Raw genomic sequence first — 22,833 nt, forward strand, 5'->3', positions numbered from 1 at the left:
GAGCACAACGGAAATCACAATCATAACCTCGAGGGAATGTGCTATGTCACACGATTTGGAAACCCAGCGTTTGCAGGATGCAGAACCCGGCGCCGCCGATGCCGCCGCGCTTACCCCCAACCCGTCCCCCGAAACGGTCAAGACGCCTTTTATTTTTACCGGTAAAGGCGGCGAGTACTTTCGGATCTGGATTGTCAATTTGTTGCTCACCATCGTCACTCTGGGGATTTACTCCGCCTGGGCGAAAGTGCGCAATAAGCAGTACTTTTATGCGAATACCAGCGTCGACGACGCGACCTTCAGCTACCATGCGGACCCCAAGAAAATTTTGTTGGGCCGACTGATTGCCGGTGCTTTCTTTTTACTTTATTTGGGTGCTGAATATATTTCACTGGCCCTGTCGGCAGTGATGTTTGCCGTGTTCCTTCTGGTTCTGCCGTGGGTGGTGTGCAAAGCATTGCGCTTTAATGCCGCCAACAGCGCCTATCGCAATGTCAGCTTTCAGTTTCGAGGCACTATGGCCGAGTCCTATAAGGCATTTCTGCTCTGGCCTTTGGCGGGCGCACTGACTCTGGGTGTGCTGTTTCCGTTTGCGGTTTATAAACAACAGCACTTTATCGCCGGTAGGCACAGTTACGGGGATACCCCCTTTGAGTTCACGGCGAGCCTCGGCCGTTACTACCGCATTTATCTGGTGTTGGCCGGCATTGTGGTGCTCGGATTGGTGGCTGCGTTCTCGGTGGGCATGCTCAGCTCCATGATCGGTGCGGCGATCGGTGTGGTGCTGGTGCCCTTCGTCATTATGGCGCTTTACCTGCTGCTGTTTGCCGGTCATCAAGCCATGATGGCCAATGCCCGCTATCAGCACCTTTCGCTCAATGCGCACCGCACGGACTCGGACTGGGACACCCTGGGCTACGCCTGGTTGCTGGTGACCAACACGTTGGGGATTGCGCTGACCTTCGGGCTTTTTATCCCTTGGGCAAAGGTGCGCGCTGCGCGCTACAAAGCCAAACACACCTGGTGCCTGGTGGCCGGCAATCTCGACGGCATGGTGGCGGATCAACAGTCCCGTAAGGGCTCGGTGGGCGAGGGCATGAGTGACTTCTTCGGTATCGACGTCGGTATTTAAAGGAGCCTGATGTGAATCAGTCACCGCGTCCGCATCAGCTTGATGGGCACTGGTATGTTGCCAACAGCAGCACCCGTGTGCCTGCCCAGATGCACATAATGGGCAGTGAGGTGGTGCAGATATGTGACGTTGGCGCCCATCCCCTGGCTCGGTGCAAAGGTGACGAACTAAGGGTGTCGCCCCGCTTGGGGAACACCCCCAGACAGGTTGAGCTGCCCGGGCTCGGCATTTTTGAGACCCGCGATCACGCGACCCTGGATGCCTGGCTCTCCCAATGGCAACCCAGCCGCTGGCGCGGCTGGGTTCACGCGCTGGAGTCGCGTTGGCGGTTCGTGCTCCTGACGGTGATTGCGGTCATCGCCATCGGTTATCTGACGGTGGAGTACGGCTTGCCCGCCGGGGCCAATCGCATCGCCCACGCCCTGCCCGCCGAAACCCTGGACCGGGTGGCGCATGAGGCACTCGTGATCATGGACCGGCTACAGTTTGAGCCCAGTGAGTTGCCCGAGTCCCGCCAGGCTGAGCTGCTCGCCAGTTTTACGCCCATGCTCGAGCGCTTTCCCGAACTGCCCTTGCGGGTACTGTTTCGCAAGGGCGGCGAGGGCCTGGGGCCGAATGCCATGGCCCTGCCCGATGGCACCATGATCTTTACCGATGAGATGATCGAGCTGGCCGAGAACGATGACGAGCTACTGGCCGTGCTCGCTCATGAAATCGGCCATGTCGCCCACCGTCACAGCCTGCGCTCGGTGATTCAGAACGCGACATTGGGGGTGGCCTATATGCTGATCGTGGGCGATGCCAGCGCCACCGCCGATCTGATGGCAAGCTTGCCGATTGTCATGGCCACCCTGTCCTACTCCCGTCAACACGAATGGGAGGCTGACGCCTTCGCCGCGCAGGTGCTCGATGATATGGGCATCGAGCGGGATGCCTTTGTCACCTTGATGAGTCGCCTGGGCGAACACGGTCACGACGACGATGACACCGGTGGGCGCTGGGATCAGTACTGGTCAACCCACCCGGATACCCGTGAGCGCCTGCGCGCCTTTCACGACCATTAAGCGCGCCCCGGACTATTGACCAAAAAATGCTTGCCTCAGGGCCTGATGTTGCTCCGGGCGCAGGCGCGGTCCGTACTGGCTGACCACTTCGGCGGCGGCGCGGCTGGCGAACTGGCCCGCGGTTTTAAAGTCACAGCCATCCCCCAGGGCGAACAGGAAGGCACCCGCGAACATGTCGCCCGCGCCGTTGGTGTCGATGGCCTCGACCGGGTGACCGTCAACCTTGTGCAGGGTCTTGCCGTCGAATATCAGCGCGCCGTCGGCGCCGCAGGTGATGGCAAAGGTGCGCGCATAGGCTTGCATGCGCTCGACAGCGCTCTCCAGGTCGTCGCTGCCGGTAAAGGCCAACGCCTCCGCTTTATTGCAGAAAATCAGATCCACGCCTTCGCCGATCATCTCCCGCAGGCCTTCGCCAAAAAACTCCACCATGGCCGGGTCGGACAGGCTCAGGGCGGTCAGGGTCTTGCGGGACTCGGCCTGGCGGCGCAACTCGATGGCCGCCGCACGCCCCGTGTCCGAGCTGACCAGATAGCCCTCGATATAGACATAGTCGGCAGCTGAGATGGCAGGGGGGTGCAGTTCGTTAACCGACAGGGTCGCACTGATGCCGAGGAAGGTATTCATGCTGCGCTCGGCATCCGGGGAGATCATCACCAGGCATTTGCCCGTGATGCCCGCCGGCGGCGCCAGGTGCGCCGGATAGTCCACCCCGGCAGCCTGAATGTCATTCAGGTAAAAGGCGCCATTGTCATCGTCGGCGACTTTGCAGGAGTAAAAGCAGCGACTACCGAAGTAGCTGGCGGCGATAATGGTGTTGGCGCCGGAGCCGCCGCTGGCGCGCTGCGAGGCGATCAGATGGTTGTTCAGATAGCGGATCAATTGATGTTGGCGGTCTTCATCCACCAGGGTCATCACACCCTTGGCGACATCCATTGCGGCCAGATCCTCGTCCGTGACTTTGATTTCCGTGTCCACCAGCGCCGCGCCAATGCCGTAGATGTGATAGTGTTCGCTCATTCTGCTCTCGCTTATCAATGTGAAGTGTTCGCTTGAGTTAAGCCGCACATTATGCAAAATAAGCGGCCCCCATTAAAGTCGCTGTTGTCCATTTATGGCCCCACGAAAGAAAACCCGCACTGCCGCCCCCAAGCGCCGTGCCCGCCGCCCGGCGAAACGCCGAGCCCAGGGGCGTCATGGCTGGGCACTACTGCGCCTGTGGCTACTGGCCATCCTGGGCTTGTCTCTGGTGGTTGGGGCGCTTTGGGTGGTGTATCTGGACTGGACAGTACGCGACAAGTTTGACGGCAAAAAGTGGTCGCTGCCGGCCCGGGTTTATGCCCGCCCGCTCGAACTCTATGAAGGCATGGCGCTGGTGCCCGAGCTGTTTGACCAGGAGCTCCAATCCCTGGGTTATCGTCCGGTACGGCGTATCAGCGGGCCCGGGCAGTGGGTCAAAACCCCCACCGGAGGGCGTACCGGGTACGAGGTTCACAGTCGCGGCTTTGAATTCTGGGACGGTTCTGAGTCCGCGCACCATTTTATGCTGATCGTGGAAAACGATCGCCTGGTGCGGCTGCTCAACCCCGATGGCAGCGCCCGCCCGTTGGTGCGCCTGGAGCCTGAGGAAATTGGGGGCATCTACCCCGCGCACATGGAGGACCGGGTGCTGGTGCGCCTGGCGGAGGTGCCAGAATTACTTGGCGCTGGCCTGTTGGCCGTGGAGGACCGGGAGTTTTACGATCACTGGGGATTTTCGGTGCGGGGGATTACCCGAGCGGCCATCGCCAATCTGCGCTCGGCGGGCGTGGTGCAGGGCGGCAGCACCATCACCCAGCAGTTGGTCAAGAATTTTTACCTGACCCAGGAGCGCACTTTGTGGCGGAAAGGGCAGGAAGCGGTGATGGCGGTGTTGCTTGAGCGGCGCTATAGCAAAGCTGACATTCTGGAAACCTACATCAACGAAGTTTATCTGGGCCAGAGCGGCCCACGCGGCGTGCACGGCTTTGGCCTGGCCGCGCAGCACTACTTCCGCCAGCCCTTGAGCGAGCTCAGCACCGAGCAGATCGCTCTCCTGGTCGGTTTGGCCAAAGGCGCCTCCTTTTATAATCCCTGGCGACATCCCCAGCGAGCGACCACGCGCCGCAATCTGGTGTTGCAGGTGATGGCTCAGGAGCGCCTGATTTCCCCCGAGGAGCACGAGCGGGCTCGCCAGGCGCCGTTGGCTGTGGTCGATCGGGCGCAGCACAGCCTGGTCAGTTACCCGGCCTTTGTGGATCTGGTCAAACGTCAGTTGCAGCGCGACTACCGGGAAGCGGATTTGCGCAGTGAAGGGTTGCGGATCTTTACCAGCCTGTCTCCCATGGTTCAGCGTCAGGCCGAGGCGGCCCTTAGCGGGCGTATCGAGCGCCTGGCGCGCCAGCACGACGACGAGCAGCTGCAGGGCGGCATGGTGATTACCTCGGTCGGCGCCGGTGAAGTGCTGGCCGTGGTGGGTGATCGCAATCCGCGCTTTGATGGTTTCAATCGAGCTCTGGATGCCCGGCGGCCTGTGGGTTCGCTGATCAAGCCGTTCATCTATCTGACGGCGCTGGAAAGCGGTGCGGGTTACCACCCGGCGAGTATCGTCAGCGATGCCCCGGTGGTGGTGGAAGGGCGCGACGGTCAGCGCTGGGAGCCGCGCAATGCCAACCGTAAAAGCCATGGCGACGTTCTGTTGTATCAGGCACTGGTACATTCGTACAACCAGGCCAATGCCCGTTTGGGCATGGAGTTGGGGCTGGACACGGTATACCGCACCCTGCGTCGGGCGGGCTTTGAAGGTCTGGTCCCCCCGGTGCCGGCAATGCTCCTGGGGTCGGTGGATATGTCGGCCTACGAGGTGGCGGGGATTTACCATACCCTGGCAGCGGAGGGGGTTTACACGCCGCTGCGTGCCATTCGCGAGGTGCTCGATGCCGATGGTCAGCCCCTGCGTCGCTATCCCCTGACCATGGAGCAGCGCTTCAGCCCTGAGAGTGCGTTCCAGACCCAGCACACCCTGCAATGGGTGCTGCGTGAAGGTACCGGGCGTTCAGTCTATCAGCGCCTGCCGGAAAACCTGCCTCTGGCGGGCAAAACCGGCACCACCAACGACCGGCGCGACAGCTGGTTTGCGGGTTTCAGTGGCGAGCACCTGGCGGTGACCTGGCTTGGCCACGACGACAATTCGGTGACTCCGCTCACCGGGGCCAGTGGCGCGCTGCAAGCCTGGGCGGATGTATTCAGTACGCTGCCGACCCAGGGTTTGACGCTGTATCCACCCGGGGACGTCAGTTTTGACTGGGTCGATAGCGAGACCGGGCTGTTGAGTGCTGAACACTGTGCCAACGCTGTCTGGCTGCCCTTGCGTGAGCAGGGCCGCCCGTCGGAATCCGGAGACTGTGATTGGCGCCGGGGTGGACAACCGCGTTGGTGGCAGTTCTGGCGCTAAGCGGATACTGGTAGAATGCGACCCAGTGACCGGAAACCCCCATTTTTTGAATAATGAGACGTGATTATGCCCGCAATTGCCTTGATGCGCTCCCTGAGCTTGCTTGCCCTGTTACTGGTACTGGTCGGGTGCGCAGGCCCGCTTGTGCAGGAGGAGCAGACCGATCCGCAGGTTGATGCGGCCGATCAGCGCGAATCACAACCCTCTGAAGCCGAAGCCGTGTCAGGCCTGTCACATCAGGCACGGGAGCATTATCAGCAGGGCAATTATTCGGCCGCAATTGCCGCTGCTGAACGCGGTTTGCGCATCAACCGGCGCACTCCGGAGCTGTATCTGGTGCTCGCCCAAAGTTACTTCCAGATGGCGCAGCACCAGCAGGCGGATCAGTTCGCCCAGCAGGGGTTAAGATACAGTGAGCCGGGCTCGGTCCTGTCCGAGGCGCTTCAGGCCATGCGCGAGCTGGTCAGCGCCCGCCAACCGCTGCATTTTTAGGGTTGTCGGTCAATTTATACCCAAAAGGCCTGACGGTGCTTCCCAAGCATTGCAAATCCGTTTAATAAAACCTCGCTCCCCGCTGGCGCTTTGCGGATGAGCAGCGATACTTAGCAGTAACTGGTGTCCCCCTTCGCGCTGTACCACCAGGAGGCCAGTGGCCTTAGCGGCCAGCGCAGTCAGCCGTGTTTGTGACCCTCTCAGTCTTTTTTCGCCGGCGTTACCCCCCAAGGGCGTCGGCTTTTTTTGCTTTTCCGCGGCCCACCCGTTTACAGACGCGTCACAGATGCTATAATCGGGCCCGCTTTGAGCGATCAAAGCCTGTCGGAGCGTAGCGCAGCCTGGTAGCGCACCTCGTTCGGGACGAGGGGGTCGGAGGTTCGAATCCTCTCGCTCCGACCACTATTCTAAAACCCTGGTTCGAATGAGCCGGGGTTTTTTATTGCCATCGAAAAGGTCTGCCTTTAAAGTAAAGCGCTACCGTTGTTTCAAAGGAGTGAAACCATGCGCTTGTGCATCCCGCCGTTAATGACGTTGTTTGTTCTCGCTTCCCTCTCTTGGCCTCTGGCGGCCGGCGCGTGTGAATCCCTGAAAAGCCGTGCCGAACATTACCGGGATCTGCGCCGGGCCGGTGGCACGGCGAGGCAGCTGGCCCGCTGGCAGTCGCAGTACAATCACTATTGGAATCGCTATCAGGACTGCCATCGTCGGGGGCTGAGTGCCCAAGGGGTAGAGCGGGTGCAAGGTCAGGCGCCGCTGGATGCGAACCCACAGCGCTGGCGTCGTCGACAGACTGAGGTCACCGACCCGGTGGTGCGGAGTCTGCTGCGTACCTGCAATTATTGGATCGACGAGTACAATCAACAGCCCACGGAGCACGCCCGCCAGTACCGGGCCAGCGCCTGCCGTGATTTTGCCAGTGCCGAGCGGCGCGCACTCAATCCGCCGGCGCGACTGCCCGCGCAGCACCGACCGCTGAGCGAGTGTGCCAAGCCCGGCAATGTCCTGGATAACGAAGTGCTCGAGTGTATGCAGGGGCTTCGGCAGCCGAGCTGGTAGGCTTACTCAAAGATATTATCGGGACCGGGGAAGGCGCCATTTTTGACGTCGGCGACGTACTTTTTCATGGCCCCCGGGATGTCGCCGGTTTCGGTCAGGAAGTTTTTCGAAAATTTTGGTGGGTGCTCGGTGAGGCCGAGAATATCGTTAATGACCAACACCTGGGCATCGGTATCCGTGCCTGCGCCAATACCGATAGTAGGGATGTTGATGGCCTGGGTAATGCGTTGGGCCAGTTCGGCCGGGACGCACTCAAGGACCAGTAAATCGGCGCCAGCATCCGCCAGGCGCCGGGCGTCGGCGAGGATTGTGTCGGCCTGTTCCGGGGTCCTTCCCTGTACCCGAAAACCACCGAATTTGTTGACTGACTGCGGCGTGAGCCCCAAATGGGCGCACACCGGAATACCCCGTTCCGCAAGCATGGTGACGGTGCCTGCGAGCCATTCGCCGCCCTCGAGTTTCACCATTTGGGCGCCCGCTTGCATGATACGAGTGGCGTTGCGCAGGGCGTCCTCGGGCGTGGCGTAGGTCATAAAAGGCAGGTCGCCAATGATCAGCGACTTGTTGTTACCTCGGGCCACGGCTTCGATATGGTAAATCATGTGTTCCATGGTTACCGGCACCGTGCTGTCGTATCCGAGTACGGTCATACCCAGAGAGTCGCCAATCAGTACTGCCTCGACGCCGCAGCGTTGGGCCATCGCCGCCATATGGGCGTCGTAGAGGGCAATCACCACAAACTTCTCCCCGCTGTCCTTGTACTTACGCAGGGTGTTTATGGTCACCGGCTTGCTCAGGGCGGCCTCTGGGCCGGGGCTCGAGTAGGGCATGGCGCTCTCCATAGCCGGTGCTAGAGCACCGGTGTCGGGTTGTAATAGTGACGGCCGCTTTTGATGGTCAGTACATACTCCACCAGCTGGCGGAAGTGGCTGGGGTTGCTGGCCAGGTCCAGGTCTTGAGCGTTGACGATCAGCAGCGGCGCGCTGTCATAGTAATGGAAGAAATGGGTATAGGCGTCGTTCAGCGTACTCAGGTAGTCGCTACTGATGCTCTGCTCCATCGCCACGCCGCGCTGGCGGATGCGCTCGTTGAGCACCTTGGTGGGGGCCTGCAGATAGACCACCAGATCCGGCACTGGCGCATCGATGGTGAGCTTGTCGTACACCTGCTGATAGATGGCCAGCTCGTCGTCATCGAGCGTGGCCTGGGCAAACAACTGATCTTTTTCGATCATGAAGTCCGCGACCCGCACCGGCTCAAAAATATCGTTCTGACGCAGCTGCTGAATCTGGTTGGCGCGCTGAAACAGAAAGAACAACTGTGTGGGCAGGGCGACGCTTTTGGGGTCGCGATAAAAGCGCTCGAGAAACGGGTTTTCTTCGGGCTGCTCCAGCAGCGTGTCATAGTTGAACAGTTGCGCGATATTGCGCGCGAGGGTGGTTTTGCCCACGCCGATGGGGCCTTCTACGGCGATGTAGCGCGGCAGTTCGAGGCCGCTTAAATCCAGTGCCAGATCGTCAAAGATGGGTTCCACTGACGGCTCCTGTGGTCAGTTCAGTTTCATTCACGGGGACGAGGCCGTCCCGGTCGCAGTGCTCAAGCAGCGCGGCCAGGCTTCGGCCATCGGGTAACACCAGTGTAGGCGCAATGTCGGCCAAGGGGTAGAGGACAAAGTTGCGCTCGCTCAAGTAGGGGTGGGGCACACTCAGGCGTGGCAGATCAAGGGTGTGCTCGCCGTAAAGCAGCAGGTCCAGATCCAGGGTACGGGGCCCCCAGTGTTGTTTGCGCACCCGTCGGTGGGCTTGCTCAATACCCTGCAAAGCGTCAAGCAAGGCCAGCGCGGGTAGGCGGGTGTGCAGTGCGGCTACGGCATTGATGTAGTCCGGCTGCGGTGGCCCCACGGCACGGCTGCGGTAGAGAGGGGAGCGCGCCACCAGCTTGCTGTCGGGCAGTACCGCGAGAGCGTCAAAGGCGCGCGTAATCTGCGTGTGCGGATTATCGAGGTTACTCCCAAGCCCGATATAGGCCGTGATCGGAGCCGCATCGGTCATGCCTAACTGTCCTGCTCGCCCGGTGTGGTGTCGCTGCGCCGGGGTTTGCGGCGCCGGCGGCGTTTGTTGCGTCCGGCGCCGGGCTCGCGCCCGAGGTTGTTGACCATGCGCTGACGTTCTTCGTCGTCCACCGCCTGGAATTTGGTCCACCAGTCACCCAGTCCGTCGAGCTTTTCGCCCGAGGCTTCACGCATCAGCACAAAGTCGTAGGCGGCGCGAAAGCGCATGTGGTCCATCAGGCGCCAGGCCCGCTGGCCATGGCGTTTGGCCAGGCGGTGCTGGAGATCCCAGATATCGCGCATTGGGATCAGGAAGCGCTTGGGAATGGAGGTGTGCGCCAACTGCTGGCCGATGACTTCCTGGGCCGCCTGGTTATGGGCGATGTTGGGCGGCATCTGCTCGGCCAACTCGCGTTCGCGAATCTGTACGGGCGGCCAGAGCAGTGCAGCATAGATGAACGCAGGTGTGACCGGCTTGCTGGCCCGTATGCGTTTATCGGTGTTGGTCATGGTAGCTTCAATCAGGCCCTGCGCATGCAGGTCGCCACTTTGCAGCACTTCGTCGGTGCCCGGGAACAGATGTCCGAGCAGCTGGTATTCCTGTAACAGCTGAAAGGTGGCCGTGGCCGAGCCGTTCATAAACAGTTTGAGCACTTCTTCGAACAGGCGTGCCGGTGGGATGTTACGCAGCATCTCACCCACCTCGAAAATCGGTTCCGCGGTTTTCGGTTCGATGCTGAAGCCGAGCTTGGCGGCAAAGCGCACCGCCCGCAGCATGCGCACCGGGTCTTCCTTGTAGCGGGTTTCGGGGTCGCCGATGATACGCAGGGTACGGTTTTTCAGGTCGCGCAGGCCACCGGTGTAGTCGTGAACGGTAAAGCCGTCGAGGCTGTAGTAGAGCGCGTTGATGGTAAAGTCGCGGCGCATGGCATCACTTTCCATATCGCCGTAAACGTTATCGCGCAGGAGCATGCCCTCGTCGGTACGCTCGGCATTGTGATGGCCGCGGAAGGTGGTAACCTCAATCAGCTCACGTCCCATGCGCACGTGCACGATCTGGAAGCGCCGCCCGATGATACGGGCGCTGCGGAACAGACGTTTGATTTGCTCGGGCTTGGCGTTGGTGCCGACATCGAAGTCCTTGGGATGGCCGCCCAGCAGCAGGTCGCGGACACCGCCGCCGACCAGGTAGGCCTCATAGCCCCCGTCGCGCAATATCCGCATGATTTTGAGCGCCCCTGGACTGATGTCCCGCCGGGAAATATTGTGTTGATCGCGGGGTAACACCAGGGGGCCATCCTGAACCGCGCTGGTTGCGCGTGAGGACAGTAACTTGAACAGCCGTTTCAGCATAGAATCCGTTGCGTCTTGAAAGTGAGCGGGTTGGTACCCGATATCGGCGCGTTTGATACCAGTGCACGCCATTTTGCGCTGGATTTTAGCACGAACGCCTAACGGTGGAAATAAGAGGGCCAGACAGCAAAACGGGAAAGCCTTAGCTTTCCCGTGTAGGAGGTACCAATTTACGCATTTTGCGCTAAACAGGCGCGTCCTTGCCCATCGTTAACTATTGCTTTTGTGCATCCCGTTCCAGTACTAGTCAGCTTCGCTTTATTCTTCTCATATCATTATTCTTGTGTCTTGCTCAGTCTTTGCTTGTGTTTCATTTATTCTTCTTTCGTTATTGTTATTACAATGTCTTTTTTTATTGTTTCTTGTCGTTATTAGTCAGTCTTTCGTTTCTTATTGTTTGTTGTCGTTATTATCGTCTTTTCGTTTCTTATTGTTTCTTGTTGTTATTCTATTTGAACCACTGTTCTTATTGTTTGTCTTTGTTATAGCGCCATTTGGCGGTTTTCTTATTGTTTCTTGTTTTTATAAGGCTCTGGGAACCTGCGTTTTTATTATTTGTCGTTGTTATGTGCCGGATATAGAGCACTTCCTGTGCCAGAAATGGAGAGTCCTTTAAAAACAGTAACTTAGCTTATTTGTCTGATCATATATTCGGTTTTGTTATTTCCAAAGGTTACAACTTTAAGGTTTGGTTTGTTACAAAGGTGGGCGGAGGTAACACATTCGTGAATGTGGGGTGGCAGGGTAACACCGCTCCCGACGGTAACAGATAGGATCGATCTGGCGTATAAAATCGATTATCAGAATGAAAAGGGCGCCAAAGGGCGCCCTGTGGTATCACTGTGTTACCGCCGTATTGAGGGGGTTACTTGGCGCTTGAGGCCGAACCGGTCTTGTTGCGAGGGATGCCAAGGCGTTGACGACGTTCCCACAGGCATTTGCGACTGACCCCCAGTTTGCGCGCCAATTCGGTTTCGCTCATGGTGTCCTGATGCTCAAGCACAAAGCGCTGGAAGTAGTCCTCCAGTGACAGGTCTTCGTTCGGGTCCTGACGACTTGGGGGTGCCTGCCTGCGGAGAGGCTCGCCGCCTGTGGAGCCGGCTGTGTCAGGCTCATCGTCCATGCGTACCAGATCCAGGTCGATATCCAGCAGCTCGTGACTGATCTCTTTGCCCGCCTCGCACAGGATGACTGCGCGCTGGATGGCATTTTCCAGCTCGCGCACGTTGCCCGGCCAGGTGTAGGTGGTGATGGCCTGGATCGCCTCTGGGGCCAGTTTCAGGCCCGGTTTGTTCATTTCCTTGGCAAAGCGCTCCAGCAGAGCCTCGGCCAGGGTCAGAATGTCGCGTCCGCGGTCGCGTAGCGGCGGCAGCTCCATCTGCACGACATTGATGCGAAAATAGAGGTCTTCACGGAATTTGCCCTCTTTGGCCAGCTTGCGTAAATCCCGGTGGGTGGCGGCGATCAGGCGGACGTCTACCTTGTGTGACTCCACCGAGCCAATCGGGCGTACTTCGCCTTCCTGGAGCACCCGCAGCAGGCGTGCTTGCGCTTCAAGGGGCAATTCACCGATTTCATCGAGAAACAGGGTGCTGCCATCGGCGGCCGCCACCAGACCGTCGCGGGTGGTGTTGGCGCCGGTGAAGGCGCCTTTTTCATGCCCAAAAAGCTCGGATTCGATCAGGGTCTCGGGAATGGCGGCACAGTTGACTGAAATCATCTGCTGCTTGCGCCGGGGGCTCTCCTCGTGCAGCGCCTTGGCGACCAACTCCTTGCCGGTGCCGGTTTCACCATGGACCAGCACGGTAGCGGACGTGGGCGCGACCTTGTGGATGCGGGCGTAGAGCTCGCGCATGATATCGCTATTGCCAATCATGCCGGCAACGGCACGGTTTTCGGTGCCGGGCTCGGGCGCTTTCTGCCGTTGGGCGGCGGCCGTGGCCTTGCCGATCACCCGTTTGACGGCAGTGACCATCTCTTCATGGTCAAAGGGCTTGGCAATATAGTCCACAGCGCCCATGCGCATGGAGTCCACGGCGGAGCGCAGGCTGGCGTAGCTGGTCATGATCAACACCGGCACGTTGCCCGCCAGCTTGATCAGGTCGGTGCCCGGTGCGCCGGGCAGGCGCAGGTCACTGATGATCAGGTCGAAGTCGTTCAGATCGAACTTGCCAGTGGCCTCCTTGACCGAAGGGGCCTCACTGACATCATATTTATTGCGCTCGAGCAGCTTGCGCAGCGCATTGCGGATGATCATTTCGTCTTCAACAATCAGAATTTTGCTCATGACTCTCACTATCGTCAGTTGAGTGACCGCCCTAGGGGCATATTACCGCAGGTAACATCGGTTGGCACCCGGTAACGGGATCGAGTAACACTTATGTTAACCGATGCGCCATCGGGTTACACCAGTGAATCGATATGGCGGGGCAGTTTTATGGTGAATCGTGCGCCGCGCTGGTTGACGGGGTCGGCTGGGCTTTCGATATCCAGGTGCCCGCCGTGGTCCTCGATGATGCTGTACACCATGGCCAGACCCAGGCCGGTGCCTTCGCCCGGGTCCTTGGTGGTGAAGAAGGGTTCCAGAATCTGCTCCAGGTGCTCGGGGGGAATTCCCGGGCCTTCGTCGGTAACATCAAACAGAATGCTGTACTCATCTTCACTGCTGGCGAGCATCACCCGTCCGCCCTCGGGGCTGGCATCGCGGGCGTTGGAGAGCAGGTTGATAAAAATCTGGATGACCTGCTGACTGTCGCCGGCAACGATGGCATTGCGTGCGATTTCATTGATGAATATCACCTGATTCTTGTCTTTTTGCAGCGATAACAGTTGAATCGCTTCGTCCGCGCAGTCGCGCAGGCTGACCGCCTCAAACTCACTTTTCTTATTCTGACCGCTGTGGGAGAAGCTCACCAGAGACTGGACGATGGTAGTGACCCGCTTGGTCTGGCCCAGAATCTGCTCGGCGGTTTCCAGGATTTCCGGGTCTTCGGAGTCGTAGCGCAGTTCCTGGGCCAGGCAGGCGATGCCGGTGATCGGGTTGCCGATTTCGTGGGCCACGCCCGCCGCCAGTCGGCCCACGGAGGCCAGGCGCTCACTGTGGACCAGCTCCTGTTCCAGCAATTGGGTCTCGGTGACATCCTCAAGCAGGATGACCTGGTCGTAGACGTCACTGGTGTCGGTGTGGAGGCCGCCCTTGATGTTGGCCTTGTGCAGGCTCACCCAGTGCGGTCGACCGTTGAGCTCAATGGCCTGGCGGTAAAAGTGCGGCTCGGTGCTGTTACTGAAATCGATCAACAGGCTGCGCCAGGGTTCGTCCAGGTCGTCCAGGCGCGAACCGGTGACTTCCTCGCCGGGGGTGCCGGTGAGGGCTTCCATAGCGCCGTTCCACATCAGAATTTCATAGTCGCGGCCCAGGGAGCAGACCGCCATAGGCAGGTCCTGCAGGGTTTTGCGGTGGTACAGGCGCAGGTTGTTGAGCTCTGCCGCCATACCGGTGAGGTGGGTGCGGTACTGCGCCAAACGGCTTTCAATCAGGTTGATATCGGGGGTACTGCGGGTTTCTGCCAGGTGGTAGGGCAGGTGTTTGTCCATGATTTCACTGGCCACGTGGACGCCCATCAGGCCCGACAGGTTGGCTTCGATCTGGTCGCGCAGGCGGCGCAGGGCGTAGGGCCGGCGTTCGTTGATACTCAGCCCCAGCTCGCTCAGGGCAATGTCTACTTCGCGACTGGCGGTGACTTTGCCCAGGGATTTGGCCAGCCGGCTTTTAAACTCGCTGGCGCTGTGGACATCCAGTACCTGGCGCGCGGGATGACTGAGTTCGTCGGCTGCGCACAGTTCGGCACTGTACTGCTCGGCCTCGCTTTGGCGGGTAAGCAGCGAGATGGCAACAAAAAGTGCGGTATTGACGCCCAGAGAGAGCAGGGTAACGTCGCTCCAGTGGTCAATGCCCACGCCGATATCGAGTAAGGGCAGGGACTGGATGCCGGTCATCATGGGCACCAGCAGGCCGCCTGCCCAGATCAGGGTGCCGGCGGCGAGCCCGGTAAACAGCCCGCGGCGATTGCCCCGGGGCCAGAATACAATGGCAAAAATACCGGGCAGGAACTGCAAGGTCTCGATAAAGGTGATCAGGGCCAGGTTGGTGAGACTGTGGCGGTTGTCGAGCATCCAGTAAAACAGATAGCCGCCGACAAAAATTACCGCGATCAAAAACCGCCGCAGCCACAGCAACTGGCTGTAGAGGTCGTGGCGGGTGCGCAGCTTGAACGCGGGCAGTAACCAGTGATTCATGACCATGGTCGACAGCGCCAGGGTGATGACCACGGTGGCGCCGGTGGCGGCGGACAGACCGCCGATGAAGGCGAGCACCGTCAGCCAGGTTGAGCCGGCCAGAATCGGTACCCCCAGGGTGAAATACTGGGCCGGCAGGGGCACGGCCAGCTCAAAACCCGCCCAGAGGATCGGGAACACCGGCAGGGCCATGAGCAACAGGAACAGCGGGAAGGCCCAGGTGACCGTATGGGTGCTGCGCATAATGGGGTTTTCCGCGACCCCCATATGGAAAATGTGGGGCATGGTGACGGCGGTGGCCAGAAACACCAGCAACAGGGTGTGGGCCGCGCCGTCGCGAATCGGGGCGTGCAGCAGGGCCAGGTTTTCCGGGTTTTGCTGGAGCCAGTTGTCGAGGCCGCTGAAACCGTCAAAGATGCCGTAGACCGCCAGCAGGCCGATGGCACAGAAGGCGAACACCTTGAGCAGGGACTCGAACGCCATGGCGGTGATCAGGCCCCGGGACTGCTCCCGGTTGGAGCCGAACAGCACGGTAAAGACCGCCAGGATCCCGCAGTAGGCCAGGGCCATGGTGTCCTTGAAGGTAAAGCCGGTGCCCACCAGGGGCAGGGAGGGGCTGCCGCTGACGGTGAGGATATACATGGTGTCGGCGATGGCCTGGATTTGCAGGGCCATGAGCGGCAGGATGCCGAGCAGCATACACAGGGTGGTCAGGGCGCCCACGGCATTGCTGTGGTAGCGGAACACCAGCAGGTCGGCCAGCGAGTGCACCTGATGGCGCCGGGCCAACTCTGCCAGCGGTGCCAGCGCCACCGGGGCAAACAGGAACAGGGCGCCGACCCCGAGGTAATAAGCCAGAGCACCGTAGCCGTACTGGAAGGCCAGGTCGATGACCCCATAGAACGCCCAGGCGCTGGCGAAGATACCCAGCGACAGGATATAGGTGAGTGGGTGCTGGGTAATGGCGGCGGGAATCCAGCCCCGCTCCGCGGCCCAGGCGACCCCAAAGACAATCAGTAGATAGGCGAGCCCGAGCAGGGCAACGTGCAACAGGTCAAAGGTCATTGGGCTCTTTTCTTCTGATTTGCATGATAAAGGCGATGACAATCACGAACACCCACACCAGATAGGGGCGGTACCAGGCACCGTCCGGGTTCAGTACCCAGGTAAAGAGTGTGGGTGAGAAAATATAGGCAACCAGCAGCAGCAGGATCACCAGACGTTGATTGTTCATGAGGGTGTGGCCTCGGTTGTGATGGTGCCGGTTTCCGGGTCGACCGCGTGGCCGGTGCCCTGAACGGCATTGGCGCGCCAGTGACTCTTCGCCCATTCGAGCAGCCTGCCTGGGGGCGCCGCGCGCAGCTCTGCCGGAGGATTTTGCCCTAAAAACCTCAGCGCGTGCCACAGGTTCTCCCCCGCTCGGTGCGCCTGAAGCGCGGGGGCATGGGTTTGTTTACTCAGTTTGTCGCCCTGTGGATGCAGTGCCATGGGCACGTGGCCAAAGTGCGGTACCGGGGCGTCGAGCAACTCAAAAAGCCGGGATTGCGCGCCGGTGATTGGCAGCAGGTCAGCGCCGCGGATACTGTGGGTGATACCCTGAGCGATATCGTCGACCACCACGGCCAGTTGATAGGCGTGCAGGCCGTCCTTGCGCCGCAGAATGGTGTCATCGGCGTCGGTGCGCAGGTTGTACCCGTGTCGTCCCTGAAAGATGTCCTCAACGGCGAGGGTATCCGGCAGCCCCGTGTAAGGTGCGGGTAAATCCGTGAGTTTCAGGCGCAGGGCGTAAGGGGCGTCAGTGTCAGCCCGGTGCCGACGGCAGTGGCCATTATACAGGCCGCCCATGGCACGGATCGCCTTGCGGGTGCAGGTGCACGGATAAACCAGGTCCCGAGCCAGAAGTTGCTCAAGCGCGTGCTCGTAGGCGGCCAGGCGCGTGCTTTGAAACAGAACTTCGCCGTCCCAGTGCAGACCGTGCGCCTCCAGGCTGGCCAGAATCGCGCTATCGGCGCCCGGTTGCTCCCGGGGCGGATCCAGATCTTCCATGCGTACCAGCCAGCGGCCACCGGCGTGGTGGGCGTGCAGATAGCTGGCGAGGGCGGCGACCAGAGAGCCGAAGTGTAACGGGCCGGTCGGGGAGGGCGCGAAGCGTCCGACATAGGCCGGCGAGCTCGCGCTTGAGGCGGCGGTCTGAGACGATGCCTGGGTCATAGCGGGTGGCCTGGGCCGGACAGGCGAAGCCGAAGCTCCGCCGAGGCGGGCTTAACGGCCGACCTGCTTCTCTTTGATTTCGTCCAGGGTCTTGCAGTCCACACACAGGGTCGCGGTGGGGCGGGCCTCCAAGCGGCGGATACCGATCTCGACGCCGCAGGCATCGCAGAAGCCGTAGTCGTCGTTTTCGATCAGTTCCAGGGTGCTGTCAATTTTCTTGATCAGCTTGCGTTCGCGATCGCGGGTGCGCAACTCCAGACTGAACTCTTCCTCCTGACTGGCGCGGTCGGCCGGGTCGGGAAAATTGGCGGCCTCGTCTTTCAGGTGGCTCATGGTGCGGTCCACCTCTTCCATCAGCTCCCGGCGCCAGCTGAGCAGCATCTGGCGAAAGTGCTCTTTCTGGTTGTCATTCATGTACTCCTCGCCTTTCTTCTCCTTGTAGGGAACAAAGGTATTCAGAGCGGCACTGTCGGCGGCATTGGATGAACTTTTGGGCATGATTGAAAGCCTCGCGTCACTGCTAACCAAGCGGATTTTTTAAGGGTTGGCAAGCTACCAGATATTCCTGCACTTCGCCAGCACTTTTTCCTGTGGGCGATGGCCTCCCACAGACCTTGTGACCATCATCAACTATAGCGCTTTCTGGCGGGGGTGCTGGATTTTTCGCGGTTGGCATTTGTGATCACAGTTGTAAAAATGGGCGCTCTTTCAGCAACGTAATCGTTTGTGGTCCCTTATGAATCAACCGGATATTTCCTGGCAGCGTGGCACCTTGCTGCGCCGCTACAAACGTTTTATGGCGGATGTGCGCCTGGACGACGGCAGTGAATTGACCCTTCACTGTCCCAACACCGGCTCCATGCGCCACTGCGTGGTGCCCGAAAGCCCCTGCTGGTTCTCCGACTCCGGCAACCCCAAGCGCAAGTACCGCCACACCTGGGAGGTGGCCACCACGCCGAGCGGCGACCTGGCGGGGGTCAATACCGGGCGCGCCAACCACCTGGTGCGGGCGGCGATTGCGGACGGTACCATCGCCGAGCTGCAGGGCTATGACGCCGTGCGCAGCGAGGTGCGCTACGGGGCGGAAAACTCGCGCATCGACTTCCTGCTCAGCCACCCCGACCGGCCCGACTGCTACGTCGAGGTCAAAAGTGTCACCCTGATGGAGGCGCCGGGCGAGGGGCTGTTCCCCGATGCGATCAGCAGTCGGGGCAGCAAGCATTTACGCGAATTGATAGCGGTGGCCGAGGCGGGCGAACGGGCGGTGCTGTTGTTCTGTGTCCAGCACACCGGCGTCCAATGGGTGAGCCCGGCGGACGCCATTGACCCGGTGTATGGCCGGACCCTGCGCGAGGCCGTCGCGGCCGGTGTCGAGGTGTTCGCCTACGGCGCCCGGATCGAGCCGGACGCCGGGCATATCGCGCTCACCCACCCGCTGCCGGTCAGGCTTTAGGCGGCCAGTCTGAGTATGGCTTTGGCGTCGGCCGGGGTGATATCGCCGTGTTCCCCGAGGGCGGTAAATCCGTGGGCTTCGAGCTGCGCCACCAGAGGGTCGATGATGGTTTCATCCAGGTCGTAATCGCGCAGGCGGGTCGGGTTGCCCATCTGTTCGAAGAACCGCCGGGTGGCTTCAATGGCGCCGTCGATCAACGCCTCTTCGTCGGTGCCGCTCAGTTGCCAGACCCGGCGGGCGTACTGGATCAGTTTGGCGCGTTTGTGCTCGCGCTGCTTGTGCAGCACCGCGGGTAACACCACGGCCAGGGTCTGGGCGTGATCCAGGCCGTGCAGGGCGGTCAGCTCGTGGCCGATCATATGGGTGGCCCAGTCCTGGGGCACCCCGGCGCCGATCAGGCCATTGAGGGCCAGGGTGGCGGACCACATGATATTGGCGCGCACGTCGTAATTTTCCGGCTCCTCCAGAGCCCGGGGGCCGTCTTCGATCAGGGTCTGCAGAATACCCTCGGCAAAGCGGTCCTGGACCTTGGCGTCGACCGGATAGGTCAGGTACTGCTCGACGGTGTGCACAAAGGCATCGACCACGCCGTTGGCGACCTGGCGCCGGGGCAGGGTGTAAGTGGTGGTGGGGTCGAGCACCGCAAATTGCGGGTACACCAGCGGGCTGAAAAAGGGCAGCTTATCGTGGCTGCTGCGGCGATTGACCACCGAGTTGCCGTTGCTCTCCGAGCCCGTGGCCGGGAGCGTCAGAACGCAGCCGATGGGCAGGGCCTGCTTCACCTCGGCACCCTTAGCCAGAATATCCCAGGGGTCACCCTCGAACGGCACCGCGGCGGCGATAAATTTGGTGCCGTCGAGTACGCTGCCGCCACCGACCGAGAGCAGGTAGTCGATTTTCTCGTCGCGTACCTGTTGGACGGCACGCATCAGGGTATCGAACTCCGGGTTGGGTTCGATGCCGCTGAACTCGAACCAGGTGTAACCGTCGAGTGCTGTCTTGACCTGGTCATAGACGCCATTTTTCTTGATGGAACCGCCGCCGTAGGTCACCAGAATCCGGCTGCCCTTGGGCAGGCGCTCGGCAATGGTCTGGATCTGACCCTTACCAAAAATGATTTCAGTGGGATTTTTAAACGTAAAATTTTCCATGGTCGCGCCTCACTTGGGTTGCGATCAGTGTATGAAGGTGTGGCAGTGTTATACGTCGATCTGGGCAAACAGATGCCCGTCGCGCAGGGTGTAAGCTATGGCCTCCAGTGCCTGACCCCGACAGGGACCGGCGACGCAGTGGCCGTCCTCAATAGTAAATTGCGCCCCGTGATTGGCGCATTGAATCAGGGCGCCGCTGGGGTCGAGAAACCGGTCCGGCACCCACTCCAAAGGAATGCCTACGTGGGGGCAACTGTTGCGATACAGATAAATTTCGCCGCCCTTTTTGACGGCAAACAACAGTTCGCTGCCACTGTGATAGCCCTTGCTGCCGCCTTCGGGGATGGCCGCAGCCGGGCCAAGATCCAGTTCGCTCATATCAGTTCTGCGGTGCCGCCAGTGTCAGTGGGGTGGTGCGCGCCCGTTGGCCGCGCACATAGTGAACAGTGACCTCGTCACCGGGCTGGTATTTTTCCAGAGCAGTCATCAGCTCATCGTAGTTGCGGGTTGTGTGGTTGTCGATGCCGATGATGACGTCCCCGAGAATGACTGAACCCCAGCGGTTGCGTCGGGCGCCTTCGAGGCCGGCGCGCGCGGCGGGCAGATCGGGGGCGACGCGAAGAATGGGTACCCCCTGAATACCTGCCTGGCGGGCCCATTGATCGGGTCCGATATCAATCCCGATGATCGGCCGCACCAGCCGCCCATGCTCGATCAGTTGCGGGACGATTTCCTTGACCGTATTGACCGGGATGGCGAAACCGATACCGGCGTTGGCGCCGCTCGGGCTATAAATCATGGTGTTGACACCCACCAGCTCGCCGCTGGAGTTGAGCAGCGGGCCACCGGAGTTGCCCGGGTTGATGGCGGCGTCGGTCTGAATGACGTTGCGGATGGTGCGCCGGTTGGGTGCCTGAATCTCCCGACCCAGAGCGCTGACGACACCCACCGTCAAGGTGGCATCCAGGCCGAAGGGATTCCCGATCGCGAGCACCTTTCGGCCGACTGACAGGCGGCTGGAGTCGCCCCGGTGCAATGGCTGTAAATCCGTGCCATCGGGATCGATTTTGAGGACCGCCAGATCGGTGTCCGGTGCCAGCCCGACCACTTCGGCGGGCACACTGCGCTGATCCGGCAGGGTGATCATGATCTGACGGGCGTTCTCGATCACATGGAAATTGGTGACAATATAGCCTGCCTCATTCCAGATAAAGCCGGTGCTGGCGCCCCGGGGCACCGTCATCAGATCCCAGGAGCGAGGGTCGCGCACCAGCTGCTGGTTGGTGACATAGACCACGCTCGGACGGGCATGCTCGAACACCTGAATGGTATTGCGCTCGTCGTCCGTGGCAAAGTCCACGGCGGTCGCGGGCGACGCCAGTAACGCCAGGCAAAACAACAGCAGGGTGCGCAGCGGGCTCATAACCTCTCCAGTCAGGGAAGTGGGATCAGGCCATACGGCTGAGGGCGTCGATACGCTCCTGAAGCGGCGGGTGGCTGGCGAACAGCTTGCCAAATTTCTGTTTGAAGCCGCCGCTGATACCGAAGGCCTTCATGGTATCGGGCATGGGGCTTTCGACACCGGCGTTGACTTCGGCCTGCAGGCGTTGCAGGGCGCGGATCATGGCGCCGCGACCGGCCAATTGGGCACCGGCGACGTCGGCCCGGTATTCGCGGTAGCGAGAGAAGGCCATCACAATCATTGAGGCCAGGAATGCCAGGATCATCTCGGTAATAAAGGTGACGATATAAAAACCGATGCCGTGGCCGCGCTCGGTCTTGAAGATCACCCGGTCCACCGTGTGGCCCACGATGCGGGCAAAAAACATGACAAAGGTGTTTACCACCCCCTGAATCAGGCTCAGGGTGATCATGTCACCGTTGGCCACGTGGCCGATTTCGTGGGCCATGACCGCGCGCACCTCATCGCGATCAAAGCGCTGAAGCATGCCCTGACTGACGGCCACCAGCGCCGCGTTACGGTTCCAACCGGTGGCAAAGGCGTTGGCCTGCTGTGCCGGGAAGATGCCCACTTCGGGCGTCTTGATGCCGGCCTGACGGGCCAGATCCTCAACGGTCGATACCAGCCACTGCTCGTCGGCGGAGCGGGGCTGCTTGATCACCTGGGTGCCGGTGCCCCGCTTGGCCAGCGTTTTGGACAGGAACAGGGAGATGAACGAACCCGCGAAACCGAATACGGCGCAAAAAATCAACAGATGTTGGAGGTTCAGGCCACCGGTTTCATCCAGGTAGCGCCCTACCCCTAGAAGGTTGAGAGTAATACTGGCGACCACCAAGACTGCCAGATTGGTCAGTAAAAACAGGCCGATACGCATGGTTGGGTGTACTCCTTGAACACGGAAAGCGGAAATTGCTGCCAATGATAGACCGCAAAGATTGCGCTTTATATGCGTGTCGATTCGGGAAATTTCAAGGTCGGGGGGAGCAAAGACCGTTTCGGTGGGAAAAGATGGCCACCCGAAGGTGGCCCAAGCAACCGTGATTAGCCGAGTCTGCGGGGTTAGCCGATCCGCAGACTGACAGGTGAAGATCCGGCGGCAGACTTTGCGGGTGCCGCGTTCACTTCATCCCGAGTCGGGGAGATAGGCCTTCTCGGGATTTGTTAATGATAATCATTATCTATTGAGGTTGTCAACAGTCTTCCCTGTTTTTTGAGAGCGGCTCAGGAAACGAGGGAGTCGGTGGCCAGTGCCGCCTGGGCTTCGCGCACCAATCGGTCTTTGACCTCGGTGGACAGTTCGCTCCAGTGGCGGTCGACCAGTGCCCCGTGCAGGGCGTAGAGCATGACCTTGGAAACATTGATATCACGCGCGACGATACGACAGTAGACTTCTACGGCGCCGAAGTGCGCAAGTTCTTCGCGGGTGTGGATGCCCACGGCATTGATGATGTTGACAGATGCGATACCGAGATTTTTGAGCCCTAGGAGCTCACTGCGGTTGACGGACATGGCCACTCTCCCTTTATTACTTATCATTATCTTATAGTGGTGACAGCAGTACTTTCTGGTTTACCCTTGGGGCATGAGCATGCTGCGGAGCAGGTACTGGCTGTGCTGGATGCGCTAACGGCCAAGGCTTTG

Annotated in this window: 21 protein-coding genes and 1 tRNA gene; 7 read left to right on the forward strand and 15 right to left on the reverse strand. The window is 60.3% G+C overall.

What is annotated here, in order from left to right; translation table 11 throughout:
* Positions 1-43: 43 nt before the first annotated feature.
* Complete coding sequence (locus DKW72_RS04100; protein ID WP_111641056.1) at positions 44-1,132, forward strand: YjgN family protein; 1,089 nt, start codon at positions 44-46, stop codon at positions 1,130-1,132.
* 11 nt (positions 1,133-1,143) lie between these two features.
* Positions 1,144-2,196 (forward strand): M48 family metallopeptidase, encoded by a 1,053-nt coding sequence (locus DKW72_RS04105; RefSeq protein WP_111641057.1) that lies wholly within the window; start codon positions 1,144-1,146, stop codon positions 2,194-2,196.
* 12 nt (positions 2,197-2,208) lie between these two features.
* Here DKW72_RS04105 and DKW72_RS04110 read toward each other — a convergent pair whose 3' ends face one another.
* A complete protein-coding gene (locus DKW72_RS04110; RefSeq protein WP_111641058.1) occupies positions 2,209-3,213 on the reverse strand; it encodes an adenosine kinase in 1,005 nt (334 codons plus the stop codon).
* Between the two features lie 94 nt (positions 3,214-3,307).
* Here DKW72_RS04110 and mrcB point away from each other — a divergent pair, with 94 nt between their 5' ends.
* The 4 genes from mrcB (at position 3,308) to DKW72_RS04130 (ending at position 7,216) form a co-directional block, all read left to right on the forward strand.
* On the forward strand, positions 3,308-5,665 hold the full coding sequence (gene mrcB / locus DKW72_RS04115; protein ID WP_111641059.1) for a penicillin-binding protein 1B: 2,358 nt from the start codon (positions 3,308-3,310) through the stop codon (positions 5,663-5,665).
* A gap of 66 nt (positions 5,666-5,731) precedes the next feature.
* Positions 5,732-6,157, forward strand: coding sequence for a hypothetical protein (locus DKW72_RS04120; RefSeq protein WP_111641060.1), 426 nt, complete (start codon positions 5,732-5,734; stop codon positions 6,155-6,157).
* Positions 6,158-6,482: 325 nt separating this feature from the next.
* A tRNA-Pro gene (locus DKW72_RS04125) sits at positions 6,483-6,559 on the forward strand.
* A gap of 102 nt (positions 6,560-6,661) precedes the next feature.
* On the forward strand, positions 6,662-7,216 hold the full coding sequence (locus DKW72_RS04130) for a hypothetical protein (RefSeq protein ID WP_157960385.1): 555 nt from the start codon (positions 6,662-6,664) through the stop codon (positions 7,214-7,216).
* Between the two features lie 2 nt (positions 7,217-7,218).
* On the opposite strand, the gene panB is transcribed toward DKW72_RS04130, so the two are convergent.
* The 9 genes from panB to dksA all read right to left on the reverse strand — a co-directional run bounded on the left by panB (position 7,219) and on the right by dksA (position 17,624).
* Positions 7,219-8,046: a 3-methyl-2-oxobutanoate hydroxymethyltransferase gene (gene panB / locus DKW72_RS04135; protein ID WP_111641062.1), complete on the reverse strand. Its 828-nt coding sequence runs from the start codon at positions 8,044-8,046 to the stop codon at positions 7,219-7,221.
* A 20-nt stretch (positions 8,047-8,066) separates the two neighbouring features.
* Positions 8,067-8,750 carry a deoxynucleoside kinase gene (locus tag DKW72_RS04140; RefSeq protein WP_111641063.1) on the reverse strand — a complete coding sequence of 228 codons (684 nt, stop codon included), beginning with the start codon at positions 8,748-8,750 and terminating at the stop codon, positions 8,067-8,069.
* Positions 8,734-9,267, reverse strand: coding sequence for a 2-amino-4-hydroxy-6-hydroxymethyldihydropteridine diphosphokinase (gene folK, locus DKW72_RS04145; protein WP_111641064.1), 534 nt, complete (start codon positions 9,265-9,267; stop codon positions 8,734-8,736). The genes DKW72_RS04140 and folK overlap by 17 nt, the downstream gene beginning before the upstream one ends.
* Before the next feature lie 2 nt (positions 9,268-9,269).
* A complete protein-coding gene (gene pcnB / locus DKW72_RS04150; protein WP_111641065.1) occupies positions 9,270-10,619 on the reverse strand; it encodes a polynucleotide adenylyltransferase PcnB in 1,350 nt (449 codons plus the stop codon).
* Between the two features lie 865 nt (positions 10,620-11,484).
* Entirely contained in the window at positions 11,485-12,906 is a 1,422-nt protein-coding gene (locus DKW72_RS04155; RefSeq protein WP_111641066.1) for a sigma-54-dependent transcriptional regulator, read from the reverse strand.
* Positions 12,907-13,022: 116 nt separating this feature from the next.
* Positions 13,023-15,980 (reverse strand): ATP-binding protein, encoded by a 2,958-nt coding sequence (locus DKW72_RS04160; RefSeq protein WP_111641067.1) that lies wholly within the window; start codon positions 15,978-15,980, stop codon positions 13,023-13,025.
* The gene (locus tag DKW72_RS04165) at positions 15,970-16,149 is read right to left on the reverse strand and encodes a hypothetical protein (protein ID WP_111641068.1); all 180 of its coding nucleotides are present in this window, start codon (positions 16,147-16,149) and stop codon (positions 15,970-15,972) included. Before DKW72_RS04165 ends, DKW72_RS04160 begins: the two co-directional genes overlap by 11 nt.
* Entirely contained in the window at positions 16,146-17,126 is a 981-nt protein-coding gene (gluQRS, locus tag DKW72_RS04170; protein ID WP_111641069.1) for a tRNA glutamyl-Q(34) synthetase GluQRS, read from the reverse strand. Before gluQRS ends, DKW72_RS04165 begins: the two co-directional genes overlap by 4 nt.
* Positions 17,127-17,177: 51 nt before the next feature.
* Entirely contained in the window at positions 17,178-17,624 is a 447-nt protein-coding gene (dksA, locus tag DKW72_RS04175) for an RNA polymerase-binding protein DksA (RefSeq protein ID WP_111641070.1), read from the reverse strand.
* 238 nt (positions 17,625-17,862) lie between these two features.
* Here dksA and sfsA point away from each other — a divergent pair, with 238 nt between their 5' ends.
* Complete coding sequence (gene sfsA / locus DKW72_RS04180) at positions 17,863-18,579, forward strand: DNA/RNA nuclease SfsA (protein WP_111641071.1); 717 nt, start codon at positions 17,863-17,865, stop codon at positions 18,577-18,579.
* Here the strand turns inward: sfsA and yqhD are convergent.
* From yqhD to DKW72_RS04205, 5 genes are all read right to left on the reverse strand, one after another.
* Complete coding sequence (gene yqhD, locus DKW72_RS04185) at positions 18,576-19,730, reverse strand: alcohol dehydrogenase (protein WP_111641072.1); 1,155 nt, start codon at positions 19,728-19,730, stop codon at positions 18,576-18,578. The genes sfsA and yqhD overlap by 4 nt on opposite strands.
* Positions 19,731-19,778: 48 nt before the next feature.
* On the reverse strand, positions 19,779-20,108 hold the full coding sequence (locus tag DKW72_RS04190) for a Rieske (2Fe-2S) protein (protein ID WP_111641073.1): 330 nt from the start codon (positions 20,106-20,108) through the stop codon (positions 19,779-19,781).
* A gap of 1 nt (position 20,109) precedes the next feature.
* The gene (locus DKW72_RS04195; RefSeq protein ID WP_111641074.1) at positions 20,110-21,153 is read right to left on the reverse strand and encodes a S1C family serine protease; all 1,044 of its coding nucleotides are present in this window, start codon (positions 21,151-21,153) and stop codon (positions 20,110-20,112) included.
* Positions 21,154-21,178: 25 nt separating this feature from the next.
* On the reverse strand, positions 21,179-22,066 hold the full coding sequence (htpX, locus tag DKW72_RS04200) for a protease HtpX (protein ID WP_111641075.1): 888 nt from the start codon (positions 22,064-22,066) through the stop codon (positions 21,179-21,181).
* Positions 22,067-22,413: 347 nt separating this feature from the next.
* Positions 22,414-22,701: a TfoX/Sxy family protein gene (locus DKW72_RS04205; RefSeq protein WP_111641076.1), complete on the reverse strand. Its 288-nt coding sequence runs from the start codon at positions 22,699-22,701 to the stop codon at positions 22,414-22,416.
* Positions 22,702-22,833 lie beyond the last annotated feature (132 nt).

Origin of the sequence: Marinimicrobium alkaliphilum (assembly GCF_003259155.1) — a bacterium.
Lineage (GTDB): Bacteria > Pseudomonadota > Gammaproteobacteria > Pseudomonadales > Cellvibrionaceae > Marinimicrobium_A > Marinimicrobium_A alkaliphilum.